General features: G+C 72.5%; 14 protein-coding genes. 7 read left to right on the top strand and 7 right to left on the bottom strand.

Annotation, left to right across the window (positions count from 1 at the left end; all coding sequences use genetic code 11):
• Positions 1–42: 42 nt before the first annotated feature.
• The 3 genes from dapF to miaA form a co-directional block, all read right to left on the bottom strand.
• Positions 43–948 carry a diaminopimelate epimerase gene (dapF, locus tag ABZW30_RS22495; protein WP_355672934.1) on the bottom strand — a complete coding sequence of 302 codons (906 nt, stop codon included), beginning with the start codon at positions 946–948 and terminating at the stop codon, positions 43–45.
• Between the two features lie 50 nt (positions 949–998).
• On the bottom strand, positions 999–1511 hold the full coding sequence (locus ABZW30_RS22490; protein WP_355672933.1) for a hypothetical protein: 513 nt from the start codon (positions 1509–1511) through the stop codon (positions 999–1001).
• Positions 1512–1748: 237 nt separating this feature from the next.
• A complete protein-coding gene (gene miaA / locus ABZW30_RS22485; RefSeq protein ID WP_355672932.1) occupies positions 1749–2708 on the bottom strand; it encodes a tRNA (adenosine(37)-N6)-dimethylallyltransferase MiaA in 960 nt (319 codons plus the stop codon).
• Positions 2709–2930: 222 nt separating this feature from the next.
• Between miaA and ABZW30_RS22480 the strand changes: the two genes are divergently transcribed.
• The gene (locus ABZW30_RS22480; RefSeq protein ID WP_355672931.1) at positions 2931–3176 is read left to right on the top strand and encodes an antitoxin; all 246 of its coding nucleotides are present in this window, start codon (positions 2931–2933) and stop codon (positions 3174–3176) included.
• Between the two features lie 4 nt (positions 3177–3180).
• Here ABZW30_RS22480 and ABZW30_RS22475 read toward each other — a convergent pair whose 3' ends face one another.
• Both ABZW30_RS22475 and miaB read right to left on the bottom strand, forming a co-directional pair.
• Positions 3181–3879 (bottom strand): hypothetical protein, encoded by a 699-nt coding sequence (locus ABZW30_RS22475; RefSeq protein WP_355672930.1) that lies wholly within the window; start codon positions 3877–3879, stop codon positions 3181–3183.
• Between the two features lie 88 nt (positions 3880–3967).
• Positions 3968–5470 carry a tRNA (N6-isopentenyl adenosine(37)-C2)-methylthiotransferase MiaB gene (miaB, locus tag ABZW30_RS22470; RefSeq protein WP_355672929.1) on the bottom strand — a complete coding sequence of 501 codons (1503 nt, stop codon included), beginning with the start codon at positions 5468–5470 and terminating at the stop codon, positions 3968–3970.
• A 126-nt stretch (positions 5471–5596) separates the two neighbouring features.
• Here miaB and ABZW30_RS22465 point away from each other — a divergent pair, with 126 nt between their 5' ends.
• Positions 5597–6616: a TAXI family TRAP transporter solute-binding subunit gene (locus tag ABZW30_RS22465; protein WP_355672928.1), complete on the top strand. Its 1020-nt coding sequence runs from the start codon at positions 5597–5599 to the stop codon at positions 6614–6616.
• A 6-nt stretch (positions 6617–6622) separates the two neighbouring features.
• Here ABZW30_RS22465 and ABZW30_RS22460 read toward each other — a convergent pair whose 3' ends face one another.
• Both ABZW30_RS22460 and ABZW30_RS22455 read right to left on the bottom strand, forming a co-directional pair.
• The gene (locus ABZW30_RS22460; RefSeq protein ID WP_355672927.1) at positions 6623–8056 is read right to left on the bottom strand and encodes a HAMP domain-containing sensor histidine kinase; all 1434 of its coding nucleotides are present in this window, start codon (positions 8054–8056) and stop codon (positions 6623–6625) included.
• Positions 8057–8062: 6 nt separating this feature from the next.
• The gene (locus ABZW30_RS22455) at positions 8063–8821 is read right to left on the bottom strand and encodes a response regulator transcription factor (protein ID WP_355672926.1); all 759 of its coding nucleotides are present in this window, start codon (positions 8819–8821) and stop codon (positions 8063–8065) included.
• Positions 8822–9203: 382 nt separating this feature from the next.
• Here ABZW30_RS22455 and ABZW30_RS22450 point away from each other — a divergent pair, with 382 nt between their 5' ends.
• The 5 genes from ABZW30_RS22450 (at position 9204) to ABZW30_RS22430 (ending at position 14387) form a co-directional block, all read left to right on the top strand.
• The gene (locus ABZW30_RS22450) at positions 9204–9977 is read left to right on the top strand and encodes an amino acid ABC transporter ATP-binding protein (RefSeq protein ID WP_355672925.1); all 774 of its coding nucleotides are present in this window, start codon (positions 9204–9206) and stop codon (positions 9975–9977) included.
• A 118-nt stretch (positions 9978–10095) separates the two neighbouring features.
• Positions 10096–10998 carry a glutamate ABC transporter substrate-binding protein gene (locus tag ABZW30_RS22445; RefSeq protein WP_355672924.1) on the top strand — a complete coding sequence of 301 codons (903 nt, stop codon included), beginning with the start codon at positions 10096–10098 and terminating at the stop codon, positions 10996–10998.
• A gap of 46 nt (positions 10999–11044) precedes the next feature.
• Complete coding sequence (locus ABZW30_RS22440) at positions 11045–11695, top strand: amino acid ABC transporter permease (RefSeq protein WP_355672923.1); 651 nt, start codon at positions 11045–11047, stop codon at positions 11693–11695.
• Positions 11692–12540 (top strand): amino acid ABC transporter permease, encoded by an 849-nt coding sequence (locus ABZW30_RS22435; protein WP_355672922.1) that lies wholly within the window; start codon positions 11692–11694, stop codon positions 12538–12540. The genes ABZW30_RS22440 and ABZW30_RS22435 overlap by 4 nt, the downstream gene beginning before the upstream one ends.
• Positions 12541–12662: 122 nt before the next feature.
• The gene (locus ABZW30_RS22430) at positions 12663–14387 is read left to right on the top strand and encodes an FAD-dependent monooxygenase (protein WP_355672921.1); all 1725 of its coding nucleotides are present in this window, start codon (positions 12663–12665) and stop codon (positions 14385–14387) included.
• Positions 14388–14549: the final 162 nt, after the last annotated feature.

Genomic DNA, 14549 nt, shown 5'->3' with positions numbered 1-14549 from the left:
GATTCGTCGCCGCACGAAATGGGCAAACCGGGCCGACGGGCCCTAGCGCAGCGACTCCCACCAGCGCGCGTCGAGCCGTCCCTCGGCCACGATCACCGCCGGCCCGGTCATCTCCACCCGGCCGTCCGGGTGCTCGGCGATGACCAGCCGGCCGCCCAGCACGTCCACGGTGTACGAGGCCGTCTCGCCGGTGGTCGCCGGGTCCAGGCCGTCCCGGCGGATGGCCGCCACCGCGACAGCGCAGGCGCCGGTGCCGCAGGAGCGGGTCTCGCCGGAGCCGCGCTCGTGCACCCGCATCGCGACGTGTCGCGGGCCGCGGTCCACCACGAACTCGACGTTGACGCCCTCCGGGTAGACGCCCTCGGGGCTGGTCAGCGGCGCGGTGCGCAGCTCACCGGCGTGGTCCAGGCTCTCGACGAAGGCCACCGCGTGCGGGTTGCCCATGTTGACGTTCAGGGCGGGCCAGCGCCGCTCGCCGACCGCGACCTCGATGCCGTCCGGTCCGGGCAGCCGGGCGCGGCCCATGTCGATGGTGACCTCGCCGGGGGTGCCGTCCTCGGCGTCCTCGGCGACCTTCGCGGTGAGCACCCCGGAACGGGTGGCGATCGCCTGCTCGCCGGGCTTGGCGAGGCCGGCCTCGACCAGGAAGCGGGCGAAGACCCGCAGGCCGTTTCCGCACATCTCGGCGATGCTGCCGTCGGAGTTGCGGTAGTCCATGAACCACTCGGCGCGGTCGGCAAGGTGGGCGGCGGCCGGGTCGGCGGCGGCGCGCACCACGCGCAGCAGCCCGTCCCCGCCGATGCCGGCCCGCCGGTCGCACAGCGCGGCGACGGCCGCCGGGCCGATCTCCAGCACACCGTCCGGGTCCGGCACGATCACGAAGTCGTTCTGGGTGCCGTGCCCCTTGAAGAAGGGGAGACCGGCCTGCTGAGGAGAGGATGCGCTCACCCCTCCGATGGTACTGATGCCCGCCCGCACGCCTGTGGCCCGCGGTCGGCTCAGCGCAGGTACGCGACCCGCCAGACCGCGAGCGCGCAGGCGGCCAGCGCGATCAGGGTGTAGACCACGATGGCCTTCCAGCCGGCCCGCTGTCCGGAGCCCCGGCGCGGCAGCCCCGGCCACTTGTAGCCGGCGTGCCGGGCGGCCATCGCGCCCCAGCCGACCGACGCCGCGGTGAACAGCAGTCCGAGCATCCCGACCATGGTGGCGCGCGCCCCGGCCGAACCGAAGGCGAGCGGGAAGGCGAACATCAGCGAGCCGAGGGTGCCCAGCAGGGCGATCGGCAGGGTCTGCCACCAGCGCAGCCGGCGCAGCGGTCGGATCTCGCGTTCGTGCACCGCGGCGTCGGGCGGGGTGCGGGTGTCCAACGCGGGCACCGCGACCGCGTACGAGGTCGGCGCCTCCAGGCCGGTCAGCACCGGGAGGTCCCCCATCGTGGACTCGTCGAACTCCTCGGCCGGTGCGGTGACACTCCCGCCCTGACCGGATTCGGGGCCGGTACCCGTCGACACACGGCCTCCCCTGACAGTTCGACACGAGCGCACTCGCGGCCGGGCACGGTCGGCCCGCGCGGGCCGACCCCTATGGCATCGATGATGGCATGTCCAGAGGGGCCGTTCGGGACCGGACCGGGGTCCTCGGGTGATCCGTGGCCATCACGTGATCGGGCCGTGACCCCCGGTTCGTCCTGCACGGCCACCTGCGCGCGCAAGTGCACCCCCGGATTGGCCGGAACCCGCCCCCAGGACCTATGCGGCCGGAACGCCCTGACGCCCGATCAGCTCGAAGGACCGTTCCAGCAGCTCGACCGGGTCGGTGCCGGCCGGACGGGAGAGCCAGTGGATCCGGTCGTCGCGACGGAACCAGGACTCCTGACGGCGGGCGAAGCGCTTGGTGGCCCGTACGGTTTCGGCCCGCGCCTCGTCCTCGGTGCACTCGCCGGCGAAGTGATCGAGCACCTGCTGGTAGCCGAGCGCCCGGGAGGCGGTCTTCCCCTCGCGCAGTCCGACCTTCTCCAGTTCCCGCACCTCGTCCAGCAGTCCGGCCTCCCACATCCGGTCGACCCGCAGCGCGATCCGCTCGTCCAGCTCGGGGCGCGGCACGGCGACGCCGATCTGCACCGCCTCGTACACGGCGGTGTTGCTGGGCAGGTTGGCGGTGAACGGCTGCCCGGTGATCTCGATGACCTCCAGCGCCCGGACGATCCGCCGCCCGTTGCTGGTCAGGATCGCCTCGGCGGCCGCCGGGTCCAGCTCGGCCAGCCGCCGGTGCAGCGCGTACGGACCGGCCTGCTCCAGCTCGGCCTCCAGCCGGGCGCGCACCGCCGGATCGGTGCCGGGGAACTCCATCTCGTCGATCGCCGCCCGGACGTACAGCCCGGAGCCGCCGACCAGGACGGGCGTGCGCCCGGCCGCGAGCAGCCGGTCGATCTCGGCCCGGGCCAGCCGCTGGTACTCGGCGACGCTGGCGGCCTCGGTGACCTCCCAGACGTCCATGAGGTGGTGCGGCACTCCCGCGCGCTCGTCCATGGTGAGCTTCGCGGTGCCGATGTCCATGCCCCGGTACAGCTGCATCGAGTCGGTGTTGATCACCTCGCCACCGAGGGTGCGTGCGATGGCGACGGCCAGGTCGGACTTGCCGGCGGCGGTCGCGCCGACGATGCAGATCACACGGGGAGGGGCGACGCGCGGGGTACGGGAGCTGCTCACCGCTCCAGTCTCCCACTGCCCCGCTCCCGGGAAGGGCGCCGGGACACCGGGGGCCGGGCTGCCGCCCACCCCCGACCGCGCGAGGATATGAGTGTTTCGAGGACTGCTTCGAGGACCGCTTCCGCGCCTGTTTCCGGCCGTTTCCGCAGCTGGTCCTGGTTTTGCGAACGCTTTACCGGCCGCAGGCGTTGTGCAAGGTGACAGGGAGAGAAGGAGATCGCCATGGGCCTGATGGACAACCTCAAGGGCAAGGCCGAGGAGCTCAAGGAGAAGGCCAGCGAGCTCGCGGGCAAGCACAGCGACCAGATCGAGAGCATGGTGGACAAGGCCGGCGGCGCGATCGACAAGGCCACCAAGGGCAAGTACAGCGAGAAGATCGAGCACGGCGCCGGCAAGGCCAAGGACGCGGTGGAAGAGTTCGCCCACAAGCCGAAGCCGGGCGAGGAGGGCCGGGCCCCCCGGTCCTGACGGGTCAGCTCCAGGACGCCACGAAGTACCCGACCCCGTACGGCGCGTCCTGGTAGCCCAGCCGCGCGGTGAGGCCGGCGCCCTCGGCGGCGCCGGCCAGCACCTGCCAGGGCGCCCGGCCCTCGGCCTTGAGCTCGGCGGCGAGCCGGGAGTCCAGAGCGGCGAGGGCGGCCAGGTCGGCCGAGGCCAGTGCGGCGGCCAGCGCGGCGTCGAAGCCCTCGGCGCGCTCGTCCAGGTAGCCGGGCGCCTTCACCGAGCGGCAGGCGCTGCCGTCGCCCAGCACCAGCAGGGCGACCCGGTCGGCGAGGCCCGCCAGGCCCTGGCCCAGCCCGAGCATCCGGTCGGCGGGGGCGTCGGCGGGCACCGCGCAGGCGTGCGTCGGCAAGGTGACCCCGGCGCGCTCCAGCAGCCAGGCGCCGACGGTCAGCGAGGGCGCCAGCTCCGGCCCCTCGACCCGCTCGCCGGGCAGCTTGGCGACCAGCGGCACCCCGTACCGGTGGAAGGACCCGGCCCCGCCCTCGGTCCACACCTCGGCCTCCGGCCCGGCGCCGACCACCACGACCAGCTCCGGCTCGGCCGCGACCAGCGCCGCCAGGGCCTCGTCGCAGGCCGCACGCAGTTCGTCCAGCTCGGGCGCGGCCCCGGCGGCGACCTCGGGGACGAGCAGCGGCGGACAGGGGCACACGGCGGCGGCTACCAGCATGTGGATCACTCTAGCCGGGAAGCCGAACGGCCCGGCAGGAGTCGAAGCTCCCACCGGGCCGCCGGACGAAGCCGTACGGAGCGGGGCGTCAGTCGCCGCAGCAGGCGCCGCCCGCCGGGGCGGCCAGCGGCAGCTCGGCCGGGGCACCGATCTTCGGCAGGCCCAGCAGCACGCCGGCCGGCTTGGCGGCGGGCTTGGCCTGGCGCTTCTCCCAGGCGTCGCCGGCCCGGGTGCGACGCACCGCCGGCGCCGGGCCCTCGGCCAGCAGGTGGTGCGGGGCGGCGTAGGTGATCTCGACGGTCACGATGTCGCCCGGGCGCACCGGCTCGTCCGGCTTGGTGAAGTGAACGAGGCGGTTGTCGGGGGCCCGGCCGGAGAGGCGCTGGGTCTGGTCGTCCTTCTTGCCCTCGCCCTCGGCGACCAGGATCTCCAGGGTGCGGCCGACCTGCTTCTTGTTCTCGTCCCAGGAGATCTCCTCCTGGAGGGCGATCAGCCGGTCGTAGCGGGCCTGGACGACCTCCTTCGGGATCTGGTCCTCCATCTCGGCCGCCGGGGTGCCGGGGCGCTTGGAGTACTGGAAGGTGAAGGCGTTGGTGAAGCGGGCTTCGCGGACGACGTGCATCGTCTCCTCGAAGTCCTCCTCGGTCTCGCCGGGGAAGCCCACGATGATGTCGGTGGAGATCGCCGCGTCCGGCATCGCCTCGCGGACCTTGCGGATGATCCCGAGGAAACGGTCCTGCCGGTAGGAGCGGCGCATCGCCTTGAGCACGCGGTCCGAGCCGGACTGCAGCGGCATGTGCAGCTGGTGCATCACGCTCGGGGTCTCGGCCATCGCGGCGATCACGTCGTCGGTGAAGTCGCGCGGGTGCGGCGAGGTGAAGCGGATCCGCTCCAGGCCCTCGATCTGACCGGCGGCGCGCAGCAGCTTGGAGAAGGCCTCGCGGTCGCCCAGGTCGGAGCCGTAGGCGTTGACGTTCTGGCCGAGCAGGGTCACCTCGATGACGCCCTCGTCCACCAGCGCCTCGATCTCGGCGAGGACGTCGCCGGGGCGACGGTCCTCCTCCTTGCCGCGCAGCGCGGGGACGATGCAGAAGGTGCAGGTGTTGTTGCAGCCGACCGAGATGGCGACCCAGGCGGCGTACGCGGACTCGCGGCGGGTGGGCAGCGTGGAGGGGAAGGTCTCCAGCGACTCCAGGATCTCGACCTGGGCCTTGCGCTCGACCGCGGCCCGCTCCAGCAGCGCCGGCAGGTGCCCGATGTTGTGGGTGCCGAACACCACGTCGACCCAGGGGGCGCGCTTGACGATGGTCTCGCGGTCCTTCTGGGCCAGGCAGCCGCCGACGGCGATCTGCATGCCCTGGTGGCGGCTCTTGACCGGCGCGAGCTGGCCGAGGTTGCCGTACAGCTTGTTGTCGGCGTTCTCCCGCACCGCGCAGGTGTTGAACACGACCAGGTCCGGGTCGCCCTCCTGCCCGGCCTTGACGTAGCCCGCGTCCTCCAGCAGGCCGGACAGCCGCTCGGAGTCGTGGACGTTCATCTGACAGCCGTGCGTGACGACCTTGTAGCTCTTCAATCCGCTCTCACCGCTCACCAGACCAGGGTACGGGCAGCCGCGAGCCGGTTTTCCCGGCTGTCTTCGCGCACTCGTCCCCGAGCCGAAACGGCGCGGGTGCCGTTACCCCTCCCGTTCGGCCGGAGCGCCTGGCAGTATCCCTGCATGGCCCCCACCAATCCATCACGTCTCGGCGCAGCCGTCCGCCGCGCGGCCCGCAGCCCGCTGTGGCGGACGGTGCTGGTGCTGGTGCTGCTGGTCGCCGGACTGGGCGGCTGGTGGCTGTCGGCGGGCCGCTCGCCGGGGTACCCGCGCGGGGAGACCCGCTTCGCGACCGGTGTGCAGCGCGGCGTCTACGACCGGTACGGGCAGCTGCTGCAGACCCACGTCTCCCGGACCATGCCGGGGGTGCGGCTGGCTCTGGACAACACCGAGGGCTCGATAGACAACCTCACCCGGGTGATCAACGGCCAGGACACCTTCGCGATCGCCACCGCCGACGCCGTGGCCGACTACCAGGGGCCCGGCAAGGACAAGCTGCGGGCGATCGCCCGGCTGTACGACGACTACCTGCAGCTGATCGTCCCGGCTTCCTCCACCGTGCGCCGCACCGCCGACCTCAAGGGCCTGCGGGTGGGCGTGGGCCTGCCGCAGTCCGGGGTGAACCCGGTGACCAAGCGGTTGCTGGCCGCGGCCGGCCTGGACCCGGACCACGACATCACCCCGGTGATGGCCGGCGTCGGCGACGCCGCCGACCAGCTGCGCGAGGGCAAGCTGGACGCCTTCTTCTGGTCCGGCGGCCTGCCGACCAACGCACTCACCGACCTCTCCGACCACGTCCGGATCCGGATCGTCCCGCTGAGCGACCTGTCCGAGGCGCTGCACAAGGCCGAGGGCGGCGGCACCGACGCCTACCGGGCGGCCACCATGCCCAAGGGCACCTACCCGAACGCCGAGCCCAAGGACGCCGTCGCGACCGTGGCCGTGCCCAACCTGCTGATCACCCGGGACGACGCCGACCCGGAACTGGTGGAGGGCATGACCCGGGCGGTGATCGACAGCCGCGACCAGATCGGCGCCCAGGTGCACGCCGCCCAGCTGGTCGACCTGCGCACCGCCGTCTACACCGACCCGCTCCCGCTGCACGAGGGCGCGGCGCGCTACTACCGCTCGGTGAAGCCCTGAGAGGCCCTAGGGTTTCCGAGGACGCGGCACCGCCAGCGTCACCGCCAGCCCGGTCGGCTTGACCGGGGCGAAGCCGAGCGAGCCGCCGCCGGCCGCCAGCAGGGTGCGGGCGATGGACAGGCCCAGCCCGGAGCCGTCCACGTTCTGGTGCCGCGGGCTGCGCCAGAACCGGTCACCGGCCCGGGACAGCTCGTCCTCGGTGAGCCCCGGCCCGGCGTCGGTGACGGTCACCGCGACTTCGTCCCGGCGCACCGCGACCCGCAACCGCACCTGGCTGCCGGACGGACTGAACTTCAGCGCGTTGTCCAGCACCGCGTCCAGCGCGGAGCCGAAGCCGATCGGGTCCGCCATGCCGATCGCCAGCGCCGGACCGTCCCAGCGCAGCTCGATCCCGCGCTGCTCGGCCACCGGCTGCCAGCCGTCCACCCGGGCCAGGGTCAGCTGGGTGAGGTCGGTCTGCTCCGGTTCGGGGCGGGCGTGCTCGGCGGTCGCCAGCCCCAACAGGTCGTCCAGCACCCGGGCCAGCCGGGTGCCCTCCTCCCGGACGCCGCTGAGCTCCTCCTCGTGGCCCTCGGGCAGTTCCAGGCCGAGCACCTCGACCCGCAGCAGCAGCGCCGACAGCGGGTTGCGCAGCTGGTGCGAGGCGTCCGCGACGAAGGCCTTCTGCTGGTCCATGGCGTGCACCACGTGGTCCGCCATCTCGTTGAACGAGCGCGCCAGCCGCTGGAGTTCGGGCGGTCCTCCGCCGGGCGCGACCCGGGCGGCCATCCGGCCGGTGGCGATGTCGTGGGTGGCCCGGTCCAGGGTGCGCACCGGACGCAGCACCCACTCGGTCAGCCGGACGGCCAGCAGCACGGCGACGATCATCGCGACCGCCTCGCCGCCGGCCACCACCAGCCACTTGTGCAGCACCCGGGTGCGCAGCGCCGCGGTCGGGGACTCGCTCAGCACCACCGCGACCACGTCGCCGTCGCGCACCACCGGGGTGGCCACGGTGATCGTGCGGTCCTCGGTCCACGGCCACACCTGCGGCGGGTTGTGGCTGCGCCGCCCGTCCAAGGCCTCCTGGAAGGCCTGGGCGCCCCAGCCGACGGCGGGCACCCGCCAGTCCTTGGGGGCGACCGATATCGGCATGCCGTCGCGCTGGAAGATGCCCAGCCGAACGCCGTACAGGTCGAAGTAGCGCCGGACCTCGGCGTCGATCGCGTGCCGGCGGCTGAGGTCGCCGGGGGCGGGCTCCGGGTCGCCCTTGAGGGCGGAGTCCAGCGAGGCGGCGCCGGAGGTGGGCAGGTCCTGGGCGAAACGGGCGGCGTCGTCCAGCCGGTCGACGACCACCTTGCTCTGCTCGGCCGCCGCGAACGCCGCCGCGAGCGGCAGCCCCAGGGCGGCCAGGACGCAGAGCATGAGGGCGATCAGGATGCCGAGCAGGCGGGTGCGCACGTGCGGTCAGTGCTCCGCGGGGGCGGGCGGGGCCGGGTCGGCCGCGGTGGACGTCGGGGAGTCGGGGATCAGCCGGTAGCCGACCCCACGGACGGCCTCGACCAGGCCGGGCAGCGCGAGCTTGTTGCGCAGCGAGCCGATGTGCACCTCCAGGGTGCGCCCGTTGCCCTCCCAGCCGCTGCGCCAGACCTCGCTGAAGATCTGCTCGCGCCGGTAGACCACGCCGGGGCTCTGGGCGAGCAGGGCCAGCAGGTCGAACTCCTTGCGGGTGAGCGGCACGTCGCGGCCGTCGACGCTGACCCGGCGGCGCTCCCGGTCGATCCGGATGCCGCGGGACTCCAGCGGGCCGCGCTGCTGCGGTACGGCATCGGGCGCGGGCACCGACACCGCGGAGGGCAGCGCGCCGCGGCGGGCCACGGCGTGGATGCGGGCGAGCAGCTCGCCCATGTCGTACGGCTTGGTGACGTAGTCGTCGGCGCCCAGGTTGAGACCGTGGATCCGGGAGCGGATGTCGGCGCGGGCGGTCACCATGATCACCGGCACGCCGCTGCCGGCCCTGATCCGGCTGCACACCTCGAAGCCGTCGCGATCGGGCAGCCCGAGGTCGAGCAGCACCACCCGGTACGGCTCGTTGCCGTCCGGCACCAGGGCGTCCAGTGCCTCGTGCCCGCTGCGGGCGTGCCGCACCTGGAAGCCGTGCCGGCCCAGCACCGCGACCAGCGCCGCGGCCACGCGTTCGTCGTCCTCGACGAGCAGCAGTCGCATCCTGTTCTCCTCCTCTCCCCACGTGGTCTCCGGACCCGATCGGTCGGGGCCCGGCTCCTGCGCAGTATGGGCCAGCGGGCGGCCCGGCGCCAGGTTCGACCGCGCACCGGGCTCGTGGGGGACGGGGAGCACCGGCGCGGATTCCCGCTGTGACATGCCCCGTAGACGGCTTCGCGAACAGTACGTACGCTCCGTGTGTCCTTTTCGTGATCCTCAAGTTCCGCTCAGATCGGCTGACGGGGCACCGTCAGCGCTCCTAAGGTCGCCCCACCGGGGGCTGCGGCTCCGCCGGTCGCGGCTCCCGGATTCGTACCACCATTGCCACCCAAGGGAGTTGAGACTTCTCGGGTAGGCACGAACCGACACAGAGGGAGCAGGCGCGATGACCGAGAGCCCGGTCGAGGACTCCACCCCCGCAGCCGCCCCGCTGGTCGTGCTGAACAAGGTCGACAAGCACTACGGCGCGCTGCACGTGCTGCAGGGCATCGACCTCGAGATCCACCAGGGTGAGGTCGTCGTCCTGATCGGCCCGTCCGGTTCGGGCAAGTCCACGCTCTGCCGGACGATCAACCGGCTGGAGACCATCGACTCCGGCACCATCACCATCGACGGCCGCCCGCTGCCCGCCGAGGGCAAGGAACTGGCCCGGCTGCGTGCCGAGGTCGGCATGGTGTTCCAGAGCTTCAACCTGTTCGCGCACAAGACCGTGCTGGAGAACGTGGTCATCGGCCAGGTCAAGGTGCGCAAGGTGATCCGGTCGCACGCCGAGAAGACCGCCCGCGAACTGCTGGAGCGGGTCGGCCTCGCGGCGCATGCCGCCAAGTACCCGGCCCAACTGTCCGGCGGGCAGCAGCAGCGCGTGGCGATCGCCCGGGCGCTGGCGATGAAGCCCAAGGTGATGCTCTTCGACGAGCCGACCTCGGCGCTCGACCCGGAGATGGTCAACGAGGTGCTGGAGGTCATGCGCCAGTTGGCCGCCGACGGCATGACGATGGTCGTGGTCACCCACGAGATGGGCTTCGCCCGCTCCGCCGCCAACCGCGTGCTGTTCATGGCCGACGGCAGGATCGTCGAGCAGAACACCCCGGACGCCTTCTTCACCGCGCCGCGCTCCGACCGCGCCAAGGACTTCCTCTCGAAGATCCTGCACCACTGACGCTTCGAGATCACGCAAGGCCGTCCCGGCAACGTTGCCGGTCAGCCCTGCCCGTGCACAACTTCCAGACGCCAGAGCCCGGTTGACGCCGCGGCCCAGCCCCAGGAGAACAACCCTCATGAGGACTTCTCGCACCCTCGCCGTGGCGCTCTGTGCCGTCGCGCTCACCGCCACCGCCGCCTGCGGCAAGGACGGCACCCCCGGCGCCGACGCCGCGAGCGCCAGCAACGCCCCGGCTCTGCCGACCTACACGGTCAAGACCGACGTCAAGATCGACTCCTCGATCCTGGCCGAGGCCAAGAAGCGCGGCCAGCTGATCATCGGCGCCAAGGCCGACCAGCCGTTCCTCGGCTTCGAGGACGTGGCCAGCGGCGACCGCAGCGGTTTCGACATCGAGATCGCCAAGATGATCGCCGCCGACCTCGGCTTCACCCCGCAGCAGATCAAGTGGCAGACCCTGGTCTCCTCGCAGCGCGAGCCGGCCATCGCCAAGGGCCAGATCGACTTCTACGTCGGCACCTACAGCATCAACGACGAGCGCAAGAAGACGGTCTCCTTCGCCGGTCCGTACTACATCGCCGGCCAGGACCTGCTGGTGAAGAGCGACAACACCTCGATCACCGGCCCGGAGAGCGTCAGCGGCAAGAACGTCTGCACCGCCACCGGCTCGACCTCGATCCAGAACATCAAGCAGTACAACCCGAAGATCACCCAGTTCGACACCTACTCGGCCTGCGTGGACAAGCTGCTGGCCAACGAGGTCGACGCGGTCACCACGGACGACGCGATCCTCAAGGGCTACGCCTCCAAGTTCAAGGGCCAGCTCAAGGTGGTCGGCAAGCCGTTCACCAAGGAGAACTACGGCGTCGGCCTCAACAAGGACGACAAGGCGCTGCGGGACGCGATCAGCGACGCCCTCAAGGCCCACGAGGACAACGGCGACTGGAAGAAGGCCTACGACGCGACCCTGGGCCTGTCCGGCTCCGCCGCGCCGTCCGTCCCGACCCTCGACCGCTACTGATCCACACCCGAACGTTCCTGACCACTCCTGAGAGGAGGGCCGCCGGATGGGGTTCCTGTTCGAGGACGACAACTTCGCGTTGTTCCGCGACGGCTTCCTGCAGACGATCGAGCTGAGCGCGCTCAGCGCCCTGCTCGCCCTGCTGCTGGGCACCCTGCTGGCGGCCTTCCGGGTCTCCCCGGTGCCGGTCCTGCGCGGCTTCGGCACCGCGTGGGTGACGCTGTTCCGCAACACCCCGCTGACCCTGCTGTTCTTCGCCGTCACCTTCGGCCTGCCCCGGCTCGGCGTGCACTTCAGCCACCTGGCCTTCGCGGTGCTGGCGCTCGGCGGCTACACCGCCTCGTTCGTCTGCGAGGTGATCCGCTCCGGTGTCAACACCGTCCCGCTCGGCCAGGCCGAGGCGGCCCGCAGCCTGGGCATGACCTTCGGCCAGACCCTCACCCTGGTCATCCTGCCGCAGGCCGCCCGGACCGTGCTGGCCCCGCTCAGCAGCGTGTTCATCGCCCTGCCGAGGAACTCGGCGATCGCCGGCGCATTCAGCGTCAGCGAGCTGTACAGCGCCCAGCAGACCTTCTCCGAGAAGGGCTACTCGATCTTCTCGATCTTCTTCTGGATCGCGTGCGCCTACCTGCTGATCAGCGCGACGGTCGCCACGTTGTTCCGCTTCCTGGAATCCCGACTGGCGGTGGTCCGATGAACCTCCTCAATCGCCCGGCGACGGCCAGCGTCCTCTACGACGCCCCCGGCCCCAAGGCCCGCGCCCGCTACCGCCTGTTCGGCGTCCTGTCGGTGCTCGGCATCGCCGGACTGCTCTGGTTCGTCTTCGCCGCGCTCGACGACAAGGGCCAGTTCAACCCGGACCTCTGGGACGCGTTCCAGTACAACTACGTCCAGCAGCAGATCCTGGACGGCCTGCTGGCCACCCTGAAGGCCTTCGGGCTGGCCGCGGTCTTCTCGCTCACCCTGGGCGCGCTGCTGGCCGCCGGCCGGCTCTCCGACCACAAGCCGGTCCGCTGGGCCTGCACCGCCTTCGTCCAGTTCTTCCGGGCGATGCCGCTGCTGATCCTGATCGTCGCGCTCTACTACGCGTTCTTCGCCAAGGACCCGATGTGGGCCCTGGTGCTCGGCCTCACCCTCTACAACGGCTCGGTCCAGGCCGAGATCATCCGCAGCGGCGTCAACGCCGTCCCGCGGGGCCAGGGCGAGGCGGCGTACGCCCTCGGGATGCGCAAGACGCAGGTGATGGCGTCCATCCTGGTGCCGCAGGCCGTCCGGTCGATGCTGCCGTCGATGATCGGCCAGCTGGTCGTCACCCTCAAGGACACCTCGCTCGGTCTGATCATCACCTACCAGGAGCTGCTGTTCGTCGGCAAGAAGATCGCCAGCCAGCCGCTGAACGCCGCGGGCTTCCCCTACATCCCCGTGGTGCTGGTGATCGGGCCGATCTACATCGCCCTGTGCCTGCTGCTGACCGCGCTCGCGCAGTGGATCGAAGCACGCGGCCGTAGCGGCGCGAACCGGCGCACTTCATCTGCTGCTTGACGGACACGCAGGTGAACTGTTGCATTGCTGTTCGTGACACCTCCCGGGAGCATCCACGCGGCATATGCGGCAGCGGTAACTGACGCCGGCCCATGGGCCGGTTCGTGCCCGGAGGTCCCCTCATGGACCCGGTGATCGTGGTCGGGGCCGGACCGGTCGGTCTGGCCCTGGCCCTCGCGCTGGCCCGGCACGAGGTGCCGACGGTCGTCCTGGACGAGGGCTCCGGGCTCTGCCCCGAGGGCCCTCGCAGCGTCGTCCTCGGGGCCGACACCACCGCCTTCCTGACCCGGATCGGCTACTCGCGGGCCGTCTCCGACTCGGCCCTGTGGGACTCCTTCGCCGTCTGGCGACGCCGCCAGGAGGTGCTGCGGATCGACCTCACCGACTCCCCCACCTTCCACCTGCCCCAGCACCGCCTCCAGCGCGGCCTGCGCGACGCCCTCACCGGCACCCCGCTGGTCAAGCTGGTCCCGCTGAGCCGGGTCGTCGAGCTCGAACAGGACCGCGACGGCGTCAGCGTCCGCACCCACGGCACCCAGGACGGCTCCAGCACCTGGTGGCGCGGCAGCCACCTGGTCGGCTGCGACGGCGCCCGCTCCGCCGTCCGCAAGCTGCTGAAGATCCGCTTCCCCGGCCGCCCGGCGGTCGACCGCAACGCCATCGCCACCGTCCGGGTCGACCTGCCCTTCGACGGGGCCCGGCTGCACCGCGAACCCCCGTGGCGCGGCGACCGCGAGGCCTCCGCCCGTCCGCTGCCGGACGGCGTCTGGCGGCTCGACTGGCGACTGCCCCCAGGCCGACCCGCCCCCACCGAACAGGTCGACCCGCACGCCACCTGGCCCGGCATCGTCACCGGCGACACCCTGCTCACCCGGGTCACCTCCACCCTCACCGGCTGGTGCGGCGAACTGCCCCGCTTCGAACTGCTCGCCGCCGCCGACCACACCGCCCAGCAGCGCCTCGCCGCCCGCTTCCGCAGCGGCCGTTGCTTCCTGGCCGGCGACGCCGCCCACCTGCACGGCGCGCTCGGCATGCAGAACCTGGCCGACGGGCTGCGCGACGCCGACAACCTCGCCTGGCGGCTCGCCCTCGCCTGGCACCTCCACTCCGGCGGCCCCCAGCCCGGCGGCTCCCTGCTGGACGGCTACGAGGCCGAGCGGCGCGGCGCGGTCGGCGCCCGGCTGCGCGCCGTCGACCAGTCCATGCCGCTGCTGCGCCCGCTGCGCGGCTGGCAGCAGACCCGGCGCTCGCTGCTGGTCGGCGGCTTCCGCAAGCACGCCCCGCTGCTCGCCGACGGCCAGCTGGGCACCGGCCGCTTCGGCGGCGCTCCCGCCTACCCGGCGGCGCCCTCCGGCGTCCCCGGCCGGGTGCCGGTGCAGCGCGGCGCGCGCGGCACCACCTCGCTCAGCGAACTGCTGCCCGCCACCGCCCCCGGGGTGCTCGTCCCCGACCTGCCGGTGCTCGCCGCCGACGGCACCCCGGACCACCTGCACGCCCGGCTCGGCGCCACCTTCCTGCTGCTGCTGGTCGCCCCCGGCACCGCCGTCTGGTCGTCCGAACACTGGCTCGGCGCCGGGCTGATGCCCCGGCTCGCCGAGGTCTCCGCCGCGCTGCCCGTGCCGGCCGAGGTGCTGGTCACCGAGGAGTACCCGGGCGCCGGGCCGCACACGGTGCTGCTGATCCGGCCGGACGGGCACCTGGTCGGCGTCACCCAGGGCGCGGCCACCGAGGACCTGCTGGTGCTCGCCGACCGGGCCCGCGGCGGCCCGGCACCGATCGCCGGCACGCCCGAGCCCCCGCCCGAGCCCGCTCCGGAGCCCCAGCAGGTGGACTCGGCGACGAGCTAGGGGCCTGCCTCTTGGCTCTCGGCGGCCCCGGTCGGGTTTTGGCGGCCCCGGCGGGGCCCGGGGTACAGGCCCTGATATGTAGGGCGTTTTGTCAAGTGGTGCATGGTTGGTCGCACCCTCGGTGGGGGCGAGGGTGCGACGGTGGAGCGATGGCGGTTGGTG

It is taken from the genome of Kitasatospora sp. NPDC004669 (assembly GCF_040609455.1).
Taxonomy (GTDB): domain Bacteria; phylum Actinomycetota; class Actinomycetes; order Streptomycetales; family Streptomycetaceae; genus Kitasatospora.
This window is presented reverse-complemented; position numbering and strand designations above follow the sequence as displayed.